Origin of the sequence: Streptomyces antioxidans, assembly GCF_000968685.2 — a bacterium.
Lineage (GTDB): Bacteria > Actinomycetota > Actinomycetes > Streptomycetales > Streptomycetaceae > Streptomyces > Streptomyces antioxidans.
Genome location: NZ_LAKD02000052.1, coordinates 18,418 through 36,371 on the forward strand (window position 1 = coordinate 18,418; position 17,954 = coordinate 36,371).

14 protein-coding genes are annotated in these 17,954 nt (G+C 72.7%); 5 read left to right on the forward strand and 9 right to left on the reverse strand.

Annotated elements, in window-relative coordinates; all coding sequences use genetic code 11:
• Positions 1 to 58: 58 nt before the first annotated feature.
• The 6 genes from VT50_RS21310 to VT50_RS21335 form a co-directional block, all read right to left on the reverse strand.
• Positions 59 to 1,240, reverse strand: a complete 1,182-nt coding sequence (locus VT50_RS21310) for an NAD-dependent formate dehydrogenase (protein ID WP_046085282.1) — start codon at positions 1,238 to 1,240, stop codon at positions 59 to 61.
• 125 nt (positions 1,241 to 1,365) lie between these two features.
• A complete protein-coding gene (locus VT50_RS21315) occupies positions 1,366 to 2,310 on the reverse strand; it encodes a LysR family transcriptional regulator (protein WP_046085281.1) in 945 nt (314 codons plus the stop codon).
• Positions 2,311 to 2,397: 87 nt separating this feature from the next.
• Complete coding sequence (locus VT50_RS21320; RefSeq protein WP_046085280.1) at positions 2,398 to 3,087, reverse strand: M24 family metallopeptidase; 690 nt, start codon at positions 3,085 to 3,087, stop codon at positions 2,398 to 2,400.
• Positions 3,088 to 3,166: 79 nt separating this feature from the next.
• Entirely contained in the window at positions 3,167 to 3,373 is a 207-nt protein-coding gene (locus tag VT50_RS21325) for a DUF2180 family protein (RefSeq protein ID WP_046085279.1), read from the reverse strand.
• A 278-nt stretch (positions 3,374 to 3,651) separates the two neighbouring features.
• Positions 3,652 to 5,010 carry a hypothetical protein gene (locus VT50_RS38535; protein ID WP_046085278.1) on the reverse strand — a complete coding sequence of 453 codons (1,359 nt, stop codon included), beginning with the start codon at positions 5,008 to 5,010 and terminating at the stop codon, positions 3,652 to 3,654.
• A gap of 481 nt (positions 5,011 to 5,491) precedes the next feature.
• The gene (locus VT50_RS21335; RefSeq protein WP_078840620.1) at positions 5,492 to 6,979 is read right to left on the reverse strand and encodes an MFS transporter; all 1,488 of its coding nucleotides are present in this window, start codon (positions 6,977 to 6,979) and stop codon (positions 5,492 to 5,494) included.
• A gap of 105 nt (positions 6,980 to 7,084) precedes the next feature.
• Between VT50_RS21335 and VT50_RS21340 the strand changes: the two genes are divergently transcribed.
• A complete protein-coding gene (locus VT50_RS21340; protein WP_240529245.1) occupies positions 7,085 to 7,648 on the forward strand; it encodes a TetR/AcrR family transcriptional regulator in 564 nt (187 codons plus the stop codon).
• On the opposite strand, the gene VT50_RS21345 is transcribed toward VT50_RS21340, so the two are convergent.
• On the reverse strand, positions 7,610 to 8,947 hold the full coding sequence (locus VT50_RS21345; RefSeq protein ID WP_053048481.1) for an alpha/beta hydrolase-fold protein: 1,338 nt from the start codon (positions 8,945 to 8,947) through the stop codon (positions 7,610 to 7,612). The genes VT50_RS21340 and VT50_RS21345 overlap by 39 nt on opposite strands.
• A gap of 74 nt (positions 8,948 to 9,021) precedes the next feature.
• Here VT50_RS21345 and VT50_RS21350 point away from each other — a divergent pair, with 74 nt between their 5' ends.
• Both VT50_RS21350 and VT50_RS21355 read left to right on the forward strand, forming a co-directional pair.
• The gene (locus VT50_RS21350) at positions 9,022 to 10,170 is read left to right on the forward strand and encodes a glycosyltransferase (RefSeq protein ID WP_046085276.1); all 1,149 of its coding nucleotides are present in this window, start codon (positions 9,022 to 9,024) and stop codon (positions 10,168 to 10,170) included.
• Positions 10,171 to 10,177: 7 nt separating this feature from the next.
• Positions 10,178 to 13,828, forward strand: a complete 3,651-nt coding sequence (locus tag VT50_RS21355) for an ABC transporter ATP-binding protein (RefSeq protein ID WP_107424853.1) — start codon at positions 10,178 to 10,180, stop codon at positions 13,826 to 13,828.
• A gap of 130 nt (positions 13,829 to 13,958) precedes the next feature.
• On the opposite strand, the gene VT50_RS21360 is transcribed toward VT50_RS21355, so the two are convergent.
• Together VT50_RS21360 and VT50_RS21365 are read right to left on the reverse strand one after the other, a co-directional pair.
• Positions 13,959 to 15,035: a FecCD family ABC transporter permease gene (locus tag VT50_RS21360; RefSeq protein ID WP_046085305.1), complete on the reverse strand. Its 1,077-nt coding sequence runs from the start codon at positions 15,033 to 15,035 to the stop codon at positions 13,959 to 13,961.
• A 2-nt stretch (positions 15,036 to 15,037) separates the two neighbouring features.
• The gene (locus VT50_RS21365) at positions 15,038 to 16,000 is read right to left on the reverse strand and encodes a FecCD family ABC transporter permease (protein ID WP_078840618.1); all 963 of its coding nucleotides are present in this window, start codon (positions 15,998 to 16,000) and stop codon (positions 15,038 to 15,040) included.
• Between the two features lie 161 nt (positions 16,001 to 16,161).
• On the opposite strand from VT50_RS21365, the gene VT50_RS21370 reads away from it, so the two are divergent.
• Positions 16,162 to 17,142, forward strand: a complete 981-nt coding sequence (locus VT50_RS21370; RefSeq protein WP_046085304.1) for an ABC transporter substrate-binding protein — start codon at positions 16,162 to 16,164, stop codon at positions 17,140 to 17,142.
• Entirely contained in the window at positions 17,142 to 17,951 is an 810-nt protein-coding gene (locus VT50_RS21375) for a 2,3-dihydro-2,3-dihydroxybenzoate dehydrogenase (RefSeq protein ID WP_078840617.1), read from the forward strand. Before VT50_RS21370 ends, VT50_RS21375 begins: the two co-directional genes overlap by 1 nt.
• Positions 17,952 to 17,954: the final 3 nt, after the last annotated feature.

A 17,954-nucleotide genomic window follows, 5' to 3' on the forward strand; every position in this document is an offset into this window, starting at 1 on the left:
GGAAGAGGCCACGCGCGGGCCGCGGAGGCCGGTGGGCGGCGGCGGTGGGCGGCTCCACTCAGCCGGTGGGCTCCTTCGCCCCGGCGGTGACCGAGTAGGAGTGGGCCCCCGCCCCGGCCAGGCCGCCCCCGTCGACGATCAGGTACTCCTCGCGGAGCGGGCGGCCGGTGAGCCAGGACTCCAGGATCTCGCGGGTACCCGCCGCGTAGCGGGCCTGTGCGGAGAGGGAGGAGCCGGAGATGTGCGGGGTCATGCCGTGGTGGGGCATGGTCCGCCAGGGGTGGTCGGCGGGGGCGGGCTGCGGGTACCACACGTCGCCCGCGTACCCGGCCAGCCGCCCGCTGCGCAGGGCGCGGTCGATGGCGTCGCGGTCGGCGATCCGTGCCCGCGCGGTGTTGATGAGGTAGGCGCCGCGCTTCATCGTGGCGAGCAGTTCATCGCCGAAAAGGCCCTCGGTGTCCGGGTGGAGCGGTGCGTTGATCGTGACCACGTCGCAGTGCGGAACCATGTCGGCGGTCGTCGGATGGAAGGTGAGCCCCAGCTCCTCCTCCACGTCCCGCGGCAGCCGGTGCCGGTCGGTGTAGTGGAGCTTCACATCGAAGGGCGCGAGGCGGCGCAGTACCGCCAGGCCGATGCGCCCGGCGGCCACCGTGCCGACGTGCATCCCCTCGAGGTCGTACGAACGGGTCACACAGTCGGCGATGTTCCAGCCGCCGTCGAGGACCACCTGGTGGGAGGGGAGGTAGTTGCGCACGAGGGACAGCGTCATCATCACCACGTGTTCGGCGACGCTGATGCTGTTGGAGTACGTGACCTCTGCGACGGTCACCCCGTGGGCGATCGCCGCGTCGAGGTCGACGTGGTCCGAGCCGATGCCCGCGGTGATCGCCAGCTTGAGGTTCTTGGCGGCGGCGATGCGGTCGGCGGTCAGATAGGCGGGCCAGAACGGCTGGGAGATCACCACATCGGCGTCCGGCAGCTCCCGGTCGAAGACCGAGCCGTCGCCGTCCTTGTCGGAGGTGACGACGAGGGTGTGCCCGGCCTGCTCAAGGAAGCGGCGCAGACCGAGTTCGCCGGAGACGCTGCCGAGGAGGTGGCCCGGGGTGAAGTCGGTCGCCTCGGGGGTGGGCGTGGTCTGGCCGCCCGGGTAGTGGCCGATCGGCGGGAGGTCGTCACGGGCGTAGGAGGTCGGATATCCGTCGGTGGGGTCGTCGTACAGGACGCAGAGCACCTTGGCCATGGTCGCGGCTCCTCAACTCCGTTACTGACTGGTGCGCTTCACGATCCTCGGAGTCGTTCGCCCCGGTCAAAGCGATCCTCGCTATGGCGGCATAGCCCGCGTCTATCAGCCGGCGCCCGCGTCCATCAGCCGCGTCCGCCGAGGTAGGAGCCGAGGTAGGAGTGGAGCAAGTCGTCCAGCGCGTCCCGCACCCCCGCCTCCCGGGCCACCCTCAGCAGCGCCTCGGCGAGCACGGACGGGGGGTCGTCCTTGCCGGTGACCAGGCCGACCCGTGGTCCGCGTACGGGCCCGTCCAGCGGTACGACCCGCATTCCGGCGGGCACGCCGAACATCCGCAGCCAGGCGTGTGAGATCACACTGGACCAGCGCCCGCCACGCAGGTGTGCGTACAGCCCCGCCACGCTGTCCGACTCGATCGCGGGCGTGGCGGTGGCGCCGTCGGCCGCGAAGTACTCGTTCATGATGCGGCGGTTGCGCATCCGTGGGATCAGCAGGCACAGGGGCAGGGACGCGGCCTGCGACCAGCGGGCCTTCCGCGCGTCGGCCAGCGGACCGTCCAGCGGGGTGAGCAGGACATAGCGCTCCTCGTACAACGTCTGGCCGCGGAGGTTGCGCGGGGTGTCACCGTCGAGGTACGTCATCGCGGCGTCGAGTTCGAACTCGGTCAGCCCGTGGGTGATGTCGGCCGACGACAGCGATTCGACACTGACCCGGGCCCGTGGATGGCGTTCGCAGAACGGAGTGGTCAGCAGGGACGCGGCGGGCAGCGCGGTCGGGATGACGCCCAGGCGCAGGGTGCCGGTCAGACCGCCGCGCAGCGCCGAGAGCTCCTGGAGCAGCGCGTCCCGCTCGGCCAGGATGCGGTGTGCCCACGCCAGCACCAGCTCGCCCTCGGGGGTCAGCCCCTCGAAGCGCCTCCCCCGCCGCACGATCGGCACGTCCAGTTCGTGTTCCAGGCGGCGTATCGCGGCGGACAGCGAGGGCTGCGAGACGTAGCAGGAGGCCGCCGCGCGGGCGAAGTGCCGCTCCCTGGCGAGCGCGACGAGGTACTCCAGCTGGCGCAGCAGCATGCACGGCCTCCGTGGGGAGAGCAGACGGCCGGGGTCGGGGGCGGGCGTACGCACGGGTGGCGAACCCGGTGCGGTTCCCGGGACCGGTCACAAGGTGAGCAGTTCCTCGTGGAAGCCGCCGAACCCCCGCTCCCGGTCGATGAGGTGGATCTCCAGGATCCAGTGGCAGCGGCGCCCGGTCTTGTCGGTGCGCCGCAGCGGTGTGCCGTTGGCGGGCGTGATGTACGACTCCAGGTCCGCGCCGTCGATCGTCTCGTGCGGGAACTCCCCGACCAGGTGTCCCGCGTGCCAGCCGCCGAGCTCCCAGCCGGACTCACTGGCCAGGCGGCCGACCTCGGCGTGCAGCCGCTCGCCGGTGATCTCCGGATCGCCCTCGAAGAAGGCCTTCCCTGCGGCGAACACCCTGGGCAGATCGTCCCGCAGCCGGTGCTTGACCGGGTCGTCGCCGAGGACGAACGTCCTTCCGAAGTCGGCCTCGTACTCCTCGAAGATCGGCCCGAAGTCGGCGAACACGATGTCATCCGTGCCGATCGCCCGGTCCGGCGGGTTCTCCCGGTAGGGCAGGAGGGTGTTCGGCCCCGAGCGCACGATCCGCCTGTGCCAGTGGCGGGTGGTGCCGAACAGCTCGTTCGCCAGGTCCCGGATCCGGTCGCTGACCGCCCGCTCCCCCTCCCCGGGCGCCACCAGCCCGCGCTTCTCGATCTCCGCGAACAGCCGCACGGCCTTCGCCTGGGCATCCTTCAACCGTGTCGCACGTGTGCGTTCCTCATCCGCCATGCGGCCGAACGTAGCCATCCGGATCTCTTCCGGCAACGTGATGGTGTGCACCGCAGCGGCGTCGCACACTGCCGGAGTGCTATGCCCGGACCTCGGCGGCGATACAGGTCGAGCACACGATACGGCGTGCCGAGCGGGGCATGGTGGCCACTCCCATCCCGTTGAAGCGGTGCAGCACATGGGGTGTGGTCCGTGCGTGGTCGCCGCACAGAGCGGCGCCGCAGCGGTGGCAGATCGCGACGGCGGTGGCGGTCTGGCCGAGCGCGTGGCAGTCGAAGCAGTTCATCCCCGGACTCCGTTCCCGTAGGGCGCGTGAGCGCGTACGTGTCCGGCACCAGGAGAAGCTTCGGTGTGATCCCTGACAGGGAACCGGGCTGGCCCCATGGGGCACCTCCCGAAGGCGAGCGCTCCTGACACCGCGGTAAGGAGCCATCAGCCTGAGCGGGCGGTTCGGGCCGGAACGGCCCGGGCGGGTTCCATCACCCTGATAGGAGTGAACAGCGGTTCCGTACGCCGGTCAAGGCCGGTCACCTGGGTGCGGGCTCGCCACCGCCCTCGCTGGGCTCAGTCCTCAGCCGCTGGTTGGCGCTCATGGGGTGGGGCCGCGAGGTGCGGCTGGGCGGGCAGCCCGGCGTAGACGTGCCCGTCCAGCAGGGACGGCGCGCGTCGGCCCACCGCCATCTCGGCGCCCTTGGCCTCGTGCCGGGTGTGCCAGTCCTGTCGGCGCGACCACTCGTCCACTTCCCACCGGAGCAGTGCCAGCCGGGCATCCAGCACGGTGCGCACGAGCGAGGGCAGCGCACCGGAGTGGTCCAGGGCGTGACGCAGACAGATTCCGTGCGCGTGCTCGAAGGCGCGGGCACGGACCGGGTCGCGCACGGCGGCGGCGAGCAGGGCCGCCTGGCGGCGTACGGCGGTGTGCTCTTCGGCGCAGGCGCGGCAGTCCGGTGGCCTGAGCAACTGGGCGGCGGCCGTACGGCGGGCGGCCCGGCCGCGTGGGGCCGACTCGCGGAAGCGGGTGAGCTGGTCGCTCCACCGGGCGCGGTTGTCGGCGACGACTGCGGAGACGCTGGGGCCGCCGAGTGCCGTCAGGTCGTGCAGATGGCGCGGGCACAGCCCGGTCTCTTCCCGTGCCGGGCGCCTTGAGTCCGTACTGGTGGCCGCCCAGCGCAGCAGGCGGCGGGCGGCGCGGTGCTCGGCCAGGCACAGCGGGCAGCAGACCAGGGCGATGTCCGCGTCCCAGCGGTCAAGGACCGCGCGTTGTTGCTGGTGCTGCTCGGCGCGCAGCAGCGGGTCGAGGAGCGGATGCAGCAGGGCACGGGCCGTGGCGTCGGGGTCCATGCCCGCCAGCCAGCTCATCCCGGTCCGCTGCCGTTCCAGGTGTGCCAGGGCGGCCCCCGCGAGCCACCCGCCGTCGTCCGCGCCGGTGCGCGTCGCCAGCAGGGCCATATGGGGCAGGCACATGGCCTCGTCGGCCACGGCCTCGCGCACCGGCGGCCGGTCGACGGCCCGGATGACGGTCTGCAGGGCCCGGTCCTCGGCGTCCGCACCGTTGACGCACGCCGGGCACGGCCCGGGGCCGGTGGAGGTGTCCGCTAGCAGGCGCTGGCCGCCGGTGAGCGCTGCGTCGTGTACCGGGGGCAGCAGCCAGGAGGCAGAGGTGTCGGCGAGCAGGTGCCGGGTGTGCGCGGGACAGAAACCGGCCGCCGCGCCCAGCCGGGCCATCACGCCTTGGTCGGTGTGGCTCTCGTGGGCGAAGTACGTCAGCCAGCGGCGCGTGGCGTCGTCCCGCTCGCGGCACACGCCGCAGGGGCCCTCCCGCAGCAGATGCAGGGCGTCGCGCTCGGCGCGTTCCCGCTCCTGACCGGTGGCGCGGGAGTGCCGTGCGGACGGCCACGGCACTGAGCCGAGCAGGCGGCTCATGGCCGCCTCCCCGCCCGACTCATGCTTCGGGCCGGATCCGGCGCCCGGCCCGCCGGGACGGGCGCCAGGCCCGGCCCCTCACGGGCGGCGACGGCCCGGTCGGCTGCGGCCCGAGCCGCTACGGCGTCGTCCAGGACCGCCCGTGGGGCGGACGGCCGGACCTGCCGGGCGGGACGGGGCCGCCGCGGGAGGTTACGGTGCGGTCGGGCGCGGGGTGCCGTGGCTGCCATGGCGGTCTCCTCCTACCTCCTGGCAGGGACCGTTGGCGGCGCGTGGCCACGGTTGGCGGTGAGCCCCTCCACCGACTGTCCCCTCAACCGTACTGGGCGCTCGCGGGCCCTGCCACGCTCACATCGGCGGGTTCTGCCTCGTGCGTCCCCCACCGTCGCCTGCTCCGGGGCTGACCGTCCACCGGAGGGAGACGGTGGCGCCGGGTGGCCAGACCAGCGTCCTGCCCGCCATCCGCTGGGGATCGCCCCGCTCAGTCAACGGCCCGTGCGGAGCCCCCCGTTGACGTGGCATCCGCTCCGCGCCGGGGCGGCGGGGTGGCGGCGCCGCGGACGGCGGTCACGGCGGCTGCGCAGAGCGCGATCGCACCGGCGACGACGAACGCGGTCGTGTAGCCCGATTCCGTCGGCGGGCCGAGTGCGGTCGCGGACGACGCCACGATGGCGGCGGCGAGCGCGGCGCCGAGGGCGCCGCCCACGGTGCGCAGGATGGTGTTGACGCCGGTGGCCGCGCCGGTCTGCTCCTGCCCCACGCTGCCGACGACGAGACCGCCGAGCGAGGCGAAGGCGAGGCCGTAGGCCAGGCCCAGCACGGCACACCAGACCAGCACCGCCGCGATGTGCCCGTGGAGCAGACCAAGACCGGCCAGTGCGATCGCCGCGAGGACCGCACCCGTCCGAAAGGCGGCCCTCGCCCCCAGGGCGTTCGAGACCCGCGCCGCGAGTGGTGTCGCCAGCAGCATGCAGATGGCCATCGGGGCCATGACGAACCCGGTACGGGCGGGCGAGTAGCCGAAGCCGTACCCGAGGGCGGTCGGTGTCTGGACGAACAGCGGCAACAGCGTGACCGCGGCGAACATGCCCACGCTCACCACCAGGGTGGCGATGTTCGTGGTGAGCAGGCGTGGCCCGATGAGGAGGCGCAGATCGACCAGCGGTGCCGCGACGCGCCGCTCGACGGCCCCGAACGCGGCGGAGAGCGCGAGCGTGGCCGCGAACAACGCGATGATCCATGGCGAGGACCAGCCCCATGCGCGGCCCTGGCTGATGGCGAGCAGGACGGTGACCAGCACGCCCGCGAGCAGGGCCGCTCCGGCCAGGTCGACCCGGCCGCCGGTGGGAGGACGGGGCGCGGAGGGCGACGTCGCGCGGGCCATCCCGGCCAGGGCCAGGAGGGCCAGCGCGGCGATGAGCCAGAAGAGCGCGGCGGGACCGGTGACGTCCACGAGCGGTCCGGCGACGACCATGCCCAGCGCCCCGCCGACCCCGAACGTGACGCTGAGCGCCGCGACGACGCCCCCCAGCCGCTCGGGGGGCACACTCTGCCGGGCAAGGCCGAAGGCACACGGGAAGACGCCACCCGCGAGCCCCTGAAGCACCCGGCCCGCCACGGCTCCGGGATAGGAGTCCAGCTGTGTGCTCGACGCGGCCACCACCGAGCCGGTCAGCAGCAGCGCGAGCCCGGTCACGATCACCCGCCGGTGGCCGAACAGGTCACCGAGGCGCCCCGCCACCGGCGTGGCCACCGCGGAGGCGAGCATGAAGGCGGTCAGGAGCCATGTCGCGCCGGTCGCGGTGGTGTCGAGCTCGCGGGCGAACACCGCGAGCGCGGCGACCACGATCGTCTGCGCGATCGCCACGCCGAAGGCCGCGAGCAGCAGTACTGCCGCGCCCCCGCCGACGGCGGTGCGTCCGGAATCACCGCTCACACCGCCCCCGCGGAGCCTGCGTACGACGGACATCTGCCCCACGGCCGCTCACCCTCCTCAGTAAAAGTAAGGGAACCCTAACCCATTAGAGACCCGTGGTCACTAATGGGCTCCGGACGGATTCGTAGACTGGCGTCCGTGAAGGCGAGGACACCCAGGCCCGGCCGCCCGGCGCGGCTGAGCCGTGAGCGGATCGTCGAGGCGGCGCTCCGCGCCGACCTGCGGACCGTGACCATGCGCGACATCGCGGAGCGGCTCGACGTCTCCCATTCGGCGCTCTACCGCTGGGTCGGCAACCGCGATGAACTCCTCGACCTCGTCAGCGAGGTGGTCGTCGAGCGCATCCTCCCGACCACCGAGCCGACCCCCGACACCTGGCGGCAGTGGCTGGCGGACCTCGCGTGGCGGATGCACGACCAGTTCCTCGCCGTGCCCGGATACGCGGCGCACGTGGCCATGCCGCACCGGCATAACGCGCGGGCGTTCGAGCGGCTGCGCGGCCGTGTCATCACGGCGTTCAAGGCCGCCGGGGCCTCCGACGCGCTGGCCGTGCAGAGTTGGCACGTCTTCGGCCTGGGTGTGGTGCAGTGGCTGGGCGCCCAGCAGATGGGGCACGAACTGGGCCCGGACGCGCCCCGCTTCGAGCTCTTCCTCGACGTACTGCTACGTGGGCTGCCGGCGCGGGAGCCCGGTTCGCCGTGACACGCCGTGGCGAACGGTTCCGCGCCGACGCCACCGCGGTACGGCCGTCCCCGTGAGGCCGTCCATCAGGGCGGCAGCCCAGCAGCAGAAGTCGTGGCCGCCGGAGTAGACGTCCAGTGCGGCGTCGAAACCCCTGGACACCAGGAGCGTATGCAGCTTGCGCAGGTCATCGACCATGGAGCCCTCGTTGCGGCCGACGTCGACGCGGATGGCCACGTCCCCGACCGGTGCCGCGGCGGCCTGTTCGTACAGCCAGCTGTCGGCGCCCGGCGCCGTGGCGCCGGGCCGTGCGGTCATCCCCGGGCGCCACCAGGTGGAGGCCGAGTGGGCGAGCACCGTGCCGAACGCGTCCGGCCGCCACAGCGCCGCCGCCAGCGCCGTGAGCCCGCCCAGGCTCTGTCCGCACAGGACGGTGTGCCGGGGCCCGGTCCGGCCGGGGAGCCGCGCGGCCACGGCGGGCAGGATCTCGTCGGCGAGGGTGTCCACGAACCGCGGGTCGGCGCCGAGTTGGCGCATCCGCTCGGCCGGGTCGGCGCTCGCCTCGACGCCGAGGACGGCCATGGGCGGGATGCGGCCCGCGGCCGTCGCGGCGGTGATGGCGCGGGTGACGCCGTACCGGTCGAACCACTTCTCGCCGTCGAACAGCACGAGCAGCCCCAGTTCCGCATCCGGGTCGTCGGTGGCGGGCACGAAGCACCGCAGTCGGTGGACGGTGCCGTCCGCGGCGGGGAAGTCGAAGGCGTCGGTGCGGCCGGCCGGGGCCGGAGGGTTGAGCCAATCGGCCAGCGAGGGGGCGCCGTCCAGCTCGATCATCGAGCCGAAGGGCCCGGTGGCCTGGTGGTTGAACGGGTCCATCCGGTCGTCGGGCAGCCCGCGGGCGGAGCCGGAGCGGGGGCCGTCCTCGCCCAGCCGCGGATCGTCCGGGCCGAACGGATGGATCCGGTAGGAGCAGCGCAGCCCCTGGGGCAGCCGCAGGCTGACGTGCCAGAGGCCGGTGCCGCCCAGGCGGCGCATCATGCCCCGGCGGGCGAGGTGCTTGTCGGTGACGCGGTTGGCCAGCACATAGACGCCGGCGACCGGCCGGTCCTCGCGCCACACGACCGTGACCAGACGTTCGCCGGGGGCGTCGGGGACCGGCTCGACCAGGGGGGCGCCGGCATCGGCCAGCTCCCGCCAGAAGTGGTCAAGCGCCGCACCGCCGTCCACTCCCGCCTCGTTCCTCACCTCGTTCAGAAGTCGCCTCAGCCGAGGGCTCTCGATCTCGCTCTCGGCCTCGTCGCCCGCCGTCGCGTCGCTCAAGACGTCCTCGCACTCGCCACAAGAGTTGTGATAGCCACATAGGTAAGCCTAACCTAAGTAGCTGGGAGACGTTCATGCGCGTGCTCTTCATCGGACCGCCGTTGTACGGACTGCTGTACCCCGTCCTGTCGTTGGCGCAGGCGTTCCGTGCCGAGGGGCACGATGTCGTGGTGGCCAGCGCCGGAGACTTCACCCGCCGCGTCGCCGAGGCCGGTCTCGTCGGCTTCGACGCCGCACCGGACCTGGACTCCGAGGCCGAGTACCGCGCCGGTGAGAGCCGCCGCAAGAAGCTCAACCTGGGCACCAAGATGGGCAACTTCTCCTTCTTCGGGGACGAGATGGCCGACGCGCTGGTCGACTTCGCCGGCGGCTGGCGACCGGACCTCGTCGTCTATCCGCCGCTCGGCGTCGCGGGACCGCTGGTGGCCGCCAAGTACGACCTGCCCGTCGTCATGCAGACCGTCGGTTTCGGCCACCAGCGCTGGCACATCGAGGGCGTCACCCGGTCCATGGCCGACGCCTACGCCCGCCACGGTGTCGCGGGCCCCCAGAAGGACCTGTTCTGGCTGGACATCGCCCCGCCCAGCATGCGGGTGCTGGACGAGCCCGATCTGTGGCCGATGCGGTACGTGCCGTTCAACGGCGGCACCGTGCTCGAGGACTGGTGGAGCGCCGACACCGGCAGGCCCCGCGTCGTGGTCAGCCTCGGCACCCTCAAGCCGATGGTCGACGGCATCGACCTGGTCAAGTGGGTGGTGGAGTCCGCCCATGAGTCCGACGCGGAGTTCGTCCTGTCGCTCGGCGAGCACGGGCGGCGGGAGATCGACTCACTCCCCGACAACGTTCGCCTGGTGTCCTGGATCCCGATGGGGCCACTGCTCGGCCGCGCCAGCGGGTTCATCCACCACGGCGGGGCCGGGAACACGCTGACCGCGCTGTCCGCGGGCGTCCCGCAGATCGTCTTCGGCCAGGGCGCCGACCGGCCCGTCAACGCGAAGGCCGTCCAGGACCGCGGCTGCGGATTCGTCCCCGGCGAGCAGGGACTCGTCAAGGCGGACATCGACCGTCTGCTGACCGACGGCTCGCTCAGGGCCGCCGCGGCCGAGGTGCGCCAGGAGATGCGCGCCCAGGACCCGCCCACCGTCGTGGCCCGGCGGCTGGCGGAACTCCTCACCCCGGGTGCCCGCCCCGCCCCGGCGGCCACCGCACCCACCGATCGCTGAGGAATCCATGCCGACTTCACCCTTCCCCACGGCCGGTCCCGGCTGGCTGCGCCGGCTGATGGGCATCTGTCTGCGCCGTCGCCGGCTCATGTCCGCGATCGTGCTCTCGTCCATCCTGAGCATCGTCCTCGTGACGCTGGGCCCGCTGCTGACCAGGGACGGCGTAAACCGCGCCGTCGCCGGGGACAGCGACGGGATCGGCTGGGTGGCCGCCGGGCTCGTCCTGATCGCCGCGATCGACTTCGCGGGCAACTACGTACGCCGCTTCACCGGCGGCAAGCTCGCCCTCGATGTCGTCCACGGCCTGCGCGAGGAGGTGTTCAACAGCATCCAGCGGCTCGACGGCCCCGGCCAGGACAAGCTGCGCACCGGACAGGTCATCTCCCGCACCAACAGCGACCTCCAGCAGCTCCAGCAGATGCTCACCATGCTGCCGGTGCCCCTGACCGTCATCACCTACTACCTCTTCGGCGTCATCGCGATGCTCTGGCTGTCGCCCCGGCTGACCGCGGTGACCGTGGCGGTGGTCCTCGCGCTCGGCCTCGTCGCCCTGTGGACCAGACGCCGGGTCTTCGAGACCTCGGCGAGGGCGGCGAACGACGCGGCCGAGGTCACCGAGCACGTCAAGGAGACCATCGACGGCGTCCGCGTCGTCAAGGGCTTCGGCCAGGAGGAGCGGGAGGTCCGCTGGCTCGACCGCGCCTCCCGCGCCCTGTTCGACCGGCGGATGCGGCTCATGCGGGTGCACGCCGCCCCCGGGGCGACCATGCTCGCCCTGCCGGTGCTCGGGCAGGTCGCCGTCCTGGTGTACGGCGGCGGCATGGTGATGGACGGCGCGATCGACATCGGCACGTTCATCGCCTTCGCCGCGTATCTGACCATGCTGACCGGCCCGACCCGGGTGTTCGCCACCTATCTGGTGATCGCCCAGCGCACCCGTGCCTCCGCGGAGCGGATCTTCGAGCTGACCGACTCCCGTCCCGAGATCCACGACGGCACCCGGGAACTGCCGGACCAGCCGACGGAACTGGTCTTCGAGGACGTCGGCTTCGGCTACACCCACGACGAACCGGTGCTCCGTGACGTCTCCTTCCGGGTCGCGGCCGGTGAGACCGTGGCCGTCGTCGGCCCCTCAGGCTCCGGCAAGTCGACGCTGTCGCTGCTGATCCCGCGCTTCTACGACGCCACCTCGGGCACCGTCGCCCTCGGCACCGGCGAGGGGCGCGTCGACATCCGCGAACTGCGCCTGGAGTCCCTGCGGTCCCATGTGGGCGTCGTCTTCGAGGAACCGTTCCTGTTCGCCCGCACCATCCGCGAGAACATCGCCTACGGCCATGAGAACGCCACCGACGAGGAGATCGTCGCCGCGGCCGAGGCGGCCGGTGCCCACGCCTTCGTCAGCGCGCTGCCGGACGGCTACGACACCCGGCTGACCGAGCGCGGCCAGAATCTCTCCGGCGGCCAGCGCCAGCGCCTGGCGCTGGCCCGCGCGCTGCTCAACCGGCCCCCGGTGCTGATCGTCGACGACGCGACCTCCGCCGTGGACGCCACCACCGAGGCCGCCATCCACCGGGCCCTGGAGGACCACATCGGCGGTGACCGCGTCACCGTGCTCATCGCCCGCCGCCGCTCCACCCTCCGGCTGGCCGACCGGATCGTGGTGCTCGACGGCGGCCGGGTCGCCGACAGCGGCAGCTACGCCGAACTGGCCGGACGCAGCGTGCTCTTCCAGGAACTGATCGCTGGCGACACCGATGACATCGACGCCCGCACCGCCCGCACCCCCGGCGAGCTGTGGCCCGGGCCGGAGGCCGCCGACCGGCCGGAGGAAACCCCGCCGCGCCGCGACCGGTTCGCCGAGATACCGCCGAAGGCCCTGCGGGCCGCCGGGGAGCGGACCCCGCCCACCGTGGGGGCGATCCTGCGCCCGGTGCGCGGTCTGCTGGCCGTCGCCGTCGGCCTGATCGCCTTCGACGCGCTGGCCCGCGTGGTCGTCCCCGTACTGCTGCAGCGCGGCATCGACGACGGCATCACGGCCGGCTCGATGAGCACCGTCTGGTGGATCGCCGCCAGCTGCCTCGGGCTGTGCGCGGCCAACTGGTTCGGGTACACGTACCAGACCCTGGTCAGCTCCCGGGCGTCCGAGGCGGTGCAGTACGCCCTGCGGCTGCGCAGCTACCGGCACCTCCAGCGGCTCGGCCTCGACCACTACGAGAAGAAGAGCGCCGGCGGTCTGCTCACCCGGATGACCGTCGACATCGACTCCCTGTCGAAGTTCCTCCAGCAGGGCATGGTGCAGGGGCTGGTCAGCGTGGCGACGATGGGCGGCATCGCCGTCGCGATGCTGGTCCTGGACTGGCGCCTGGCCCTGGCCGCGCTGGCGCCCTTCCCGCTGATCGCCCTGGTGACCCCGGTGTTCAGAAGGCTGAGTTCGAGTGCCTACCAGGAGGCGCGCGACCAGCTGGGCAAGGTGAACAGCTCGCTGCGGGAGAACGTCGCGGGCCTGCGGGTGGCGCAGTCCCACGGCAAACAGCACAGCACGGCCCGCCACTTCAGCGCGCTGTCCAATCTGAACCGGCTCATCCAGGTGAGGGGACAGCGCTACATCTCGCTGTACTTCCCCTTCCTGGCGTTCAGCTCGGAGCTGTCCATGGCGCTGGTCGTCCTGGCCGGCGGGTACCTCGTGGCCGACGGCACGGTGACCGCCGGTGTGCTCGCCGCGTTCCTGCTGCTGCTCGGCCAGTTCTACGGTCCGATCCAGCAGCTGTCCTCCATCTACGACTCCTACCTCCAGACCCGTACCAGCGTCCGCAAGGTCACCGAACTGCTGGCCACCGAGCCGTCCCAGCGCCCCGCGGACCACCCGGTGCGGGTCTCGGGCCGGTTCGGCGGGCACCTCGAACTACGGGACGTCACCTACCGGTACGAGGGGGCTGCCGAGGACACCCTCACCATTCCGGAGCTGACCGTGGAGGCGGGGCGGAGCGTGGCCGTCGTCGGCGCCACCGGCGCGGGCAAGTCGACCCTGGTGAAGATCCTCGCCCGGTTCTACGACCCGGCGGCCGGCACGGTGCGGCTCGACGGGATCGACATCCTCCGCTACGACCTGGCCGGATACCGGCAGCGCGTGGGCATCGTCCCGCAGGAGGCGCACCTGTTCGAGGGCGACATCGCGGAGAACATCCGCTACGGCCGCCCCGACGCGAGCGACGCGGAGGTGACCGCCGCCGCGGAGGCGGTGGGCGCGACCGCGGCCATCGCCCGGCTGCCCGGCGGGTTCCGGCATCCGGTGCGCCAGGCGGGCGGCAATCTGTCGGCCGGGGAGCGGCAGCTCATCGCCCTGGCCCGGGTGGCGCTCATCGACCCGGACGTGCTGCTGCTCGACGAGGCCACCGCGATGCTCGACTCGGGCACCGAGACGGCGGTTCTGGACGGCATGTTCAGCGCCGCACGGAACAAGACGGCCCTCCTGGTCGCCCACCGCCTCACCACGGCCGCCCGCTGCGACCGGGTCCTGGTCCTGGACGGCGGACGTCCCGTCGAGTACGGCACCCATGACGAACTGCTCGCGGAGGACGGGGCGTACGCCCGGCTGTGGCACAGCGCGCGGCTCCCGTCGCGGCCCCAGCGCCGGGAGGAGGCCGAAACGGTGGCCTGATACCGGCCGGGCCGAAACGGTGGCCTCACACCGGCCGCCGGACCGGTGGCCCGATACCGGCCAGCGCCCGGGGGCGGCGGAAGGCACCGGGCCCCGGCGGACCAACCGCCGGGGCCCGGGCGCACGGATGTCACAGATGGTGGGCGCGGCGTTCCCGCAGCAGCAGCCAGGCCAGATAGAGGCCGCCGCCCATGCCCATCACCACGCCCACCGGCATCAGCGCCGATCCGGTGACGCGCTGGGTCACCAGGTCCGCCGTGGCCACCAGCAGGGCCCCCATCCAGGCGGCGGGCAGTACGTTCGGGCCCGCCGCCCGGGTGACGCGGCGGGCCAGCTGGGGCGCGGCCATCGCCAGGAACGGGATCGGGCCCGCCGCCGCGACGGCCAGGGCCGTCAGACACGTGCCCGCGCTCAGCAGCACCAGGCGGCTGCGCTCGGGGGGCACCCCGAGCGCGCCCGCCGTGTCGTCGCCCATCTCCAGCATGGTCAGCCGGCGTGCGTGGGCGAGGATGACCGGGACGCAGACGATCAGACCGAGCCCGGCGATCCCGGCCTCGCCCCAGCCACGGGCGTTGAGCGAACCGATCATCCAGGCCGCGGCCTGTGCCGCCTTGCCGATGTCGGCGCGTACGTACAGGAAGCTGGTCATCGCCCCGAGCACCGCGGAGGCGCCGATGCCGACCAGGACGAGCCGGTAGCCGTGCACCCCGCGCCGCCACGCCAGCAGATACACCGCGACGGCCGTGGCGAAGCCGCCGAGCAGCGCCCCGGACGCGGTCTGCGCGGTGCCCGCGTCCAGGAAGATGATCGCGACGAGCGCACCCGCGGAGGCGCCGTTGCTGAACCCGATGATGTCCGGGCTGCCCAGCGGGTTACGGGTCAGGGACTGGAAGACCGCACCGGCCATGCCCGAGCCGAAGCCGACGAGTACGGCCACCACGGCCCGGGGCAGCCGCAGGTCGAGCACGATGAAGTCGGCGCCGGGCGGGCCGTTTCCGGTGAAGGTCCGCAGCACCTCAAGGGGCGAGAGCTCGTAGGTGCCGGTGCCGACGGAGAGCACCACCACCGCCGCCGTGAGCACGATCAGTACGGCGCAGACCAGGACGGCGCGCGGATCGAAGCGGAGCGAGTAACGGCCCGCGCGCACGCGGCCATGGCGCGGCTGTGCCCGCCACGCGCCGTTCCGCCGGGACGTGTCCTGGACCAGGCTCACAGCTTGGCCACCTTCCGCTGGCGTACGAGATGGATGAAGAGCAGGCCGCCCAGGAACGAGGTGACGATGTCCACCTGGATCTCGGAGGGCGGCACCACGACGCGGCCGATCACATCGGACACGAGCATCAGCGCGGGGGCGTACAGCGCGCAGTAGGGCAGCATCCAGCGGGGTTCGGGACCGGTGAACGCGCGGACGGCGTGCGGGATCATCAGCCCGACGAAGGAGATCGGTCCGCACACCGCGGTGGCGCTGCCGCACAGCAGGGTGATGGCCACGACCGACAGGACGCGGGTGCGCCGGACCGAGGCGCCCAGCGCGCGGGCCTGGTCCTCGCCCAGCGCGATGGCGCCCAGGGGGCGGGCCAGCGCGAACGCGAGCAGGGCGCCCGCGACCAGCAGCGGCAGCGTGTCGAGCAGGAGTCCGGGGTCGCGCTTCTCCAGCGTGCCCACGGTCCAGTACCGCATGGAGTCGAGGGTGCTGAGGTCCCACAGCTGAAGGCCGTTCACATAGCCGAAGAGGGCCGCGTTGACGGCGGTTCCGGCCAGCGCGAGCCGTACCGGGGTGGCCGAGCGGGTGCCGCCCAGCGCGTTCACCAGGACGGCGGCGACGGCGGCGCCCACCAGGGCGAACCAGAGATAGCCGGTGAAGGAGGTGATGCCGAACACCGCGATCGCGGTGACGACGGCGGCGGACGCGCCCGCGTTCACCCCGAGCAGTCCGGGGTCGGCGAGCGGATTGCGGGTCAGGACCTGCATCACACCGCCCGCGAGGCCCAGCGCGGCGCCCGCCGCGATCCCGATGAGGGTCCGCGGCAGCCGCAGTTCCCGGACGATGTTGTCATGTCGTGAGCCCGAGGGGGAGAACAGCGCCGACCAGACGTCACCGAGCGGAATGCGCTCGGCGCCCACCGCCAGTGACAGCGCGGTCGCCGCGATCAGCAGCGCCGTTCCCAGCAAGAGGCCGGTCGTGCGCCGGGGTCGGCTCCGGCCGGTGTCCGGGAGCGTCGGTCGGGGTCCCGGGAGGACTCGCGTTTCAGAAGGAGACACATTTCTTAGGTTAGGCTAACCTAAGCTCGTTTGCGATCTCTGGATGACACTCTTTGAGGAGCATGACCGACATGTCCCCCACCCGATTTCTCCGCCGGGCCGCTCTGCGCTCCTGCGCCGCCGCCGTGGCGGGAGTCCTTCTCCTGAGCGCCTGTGGCGACGGAGGCGACGACGACGCCAAGGCGAAGGCCGCGTCGGACACGACACGTCAGATCACCGACGCCCAGGGCCGCGAGGTGAAGGTCCCCAGCGCCCCCAAGAAGGTCGTCGCGCTCAGCGAGCCGACGCTCGACGCCTCGCTCGCGCTCGGCGTGGAACCGGTCGGGGCGACCGCGGGCCGGGGCCAGCGGGACATGTCCACGTACCTCAAGGACAAGGCGGGCACGGCACAGGTCGTCGCCACCGTCGCCGAGGCCGACATGGAGAAGCTGGCCGCGCTGCGGCCCGACCTGATCCTGCTGGACGAGACGACCGGTGCCAAGCGGACGGTCGACAAGCTGCAGGAAATAGCGCCCACCGTCGTCACCGCGAAGCTCAACGAGGACTGGAAGAAGGCGTTCACCGACACCGCCGACGCCCTGAACAAGAAGTCCGCCGCCCAGAAGTGGCTCAAGGACTTCGACGCCCGTATCACCGACACCAAGAAGAAGCTCGGTGACAACGCGGGCAAGTCGGTGTCCGTGATCCGCTGGCAGGACGGCGCGCCCTCGGTCGTCGGCAAGGGCGACGGCGTGGTCGCCTCCACCCTGAAGGCGCTCGGCATGACCCGGCCCGCGGACCAGCGGGGCGCGAGCGCCGGTCACAGCGAGCCGGTCTCCCTGGAAAAGCTCGACACCATCGACGGCGACTGGCTGTTCTTCGGGACGCTCGGCGACAAGGCGGACGGCGAGAAGGCGTACGCCGGGGCCCGCAAGGCCACCAACTTCGGCAGGCTGAAGGCCGAGCGGGACCAGCACGTCGTGGTGATCGAAGGCTCGGCGTGGAACAGCGCGGGCGGCCCGCTCTCCGCCGATGTCGTGCTGAACGGCCTCAGGGCCGCGCTGGCCACCTGATGTCCGGCCAGCGTCCCGCAGCCGAACTGGCCGGCCGGCGCGCCCTCGTCACGGGGGCGGGACGGGGCATCGGCGAGGCCGTGGTCGCCGCGCTCGCCGGGCGCGGCGCCCGCGTCCTGGCCACCGACCTGGACGGCGACGCCGTCGCGGAGGTCGCCGGACGGCATCCGGAAGGGCAGGTCCTGTCCCGCCCGCTCGACGTCACCGATACGGCGGCCGTCGAGGCGCTTGTCGCGGACGCCGAGGAGACCGCGGGTCCGCTCGACATCGCCGTCAACGTGGCCGGTGTCCTGCGCACATCACCCGCCGTCGACCTCAGCGACGAGGACTGGTCGGCCACCTTCGCCGTCAACACCGACGGTGTCTTCCACGTCTCCCGGTCCGTCGCCCGGCGCATGGTCCGGCGCGGCGGCGGCAGCATCGTCACCGTCGCCTCCAACGCGGCCGGTATCCCCCGGATGGGCATGGCCGCGTACGCCGCGTCGAAGGCCGCGACCGCCATGTTCACCAAGTGCCTCGGCCTGGAGGTCGCCGCCCACGGCGTGCGCTGCAACACCGTCTGTCCCGGCTCGACCCTCACCGCCATGCAGCGGGGCATGTGGGAGGCCGCCGGGGCCGGCGACACCGGGGCCGCCGCCCGGTCCGTCGTCGAGGGCGACCTGGCGGCCCACCGCACCGGCATCCCGCTCGGCCGGATCGCGGACCCGGCCGACATCGCCGAGGCGGTGGCCTTCCTCGCCTCCGACCGCGCCCGCCACATCACCCTGCACGACCTGTACGTCGACGGCGGCGCCACCCTGCGGGCGTGACGG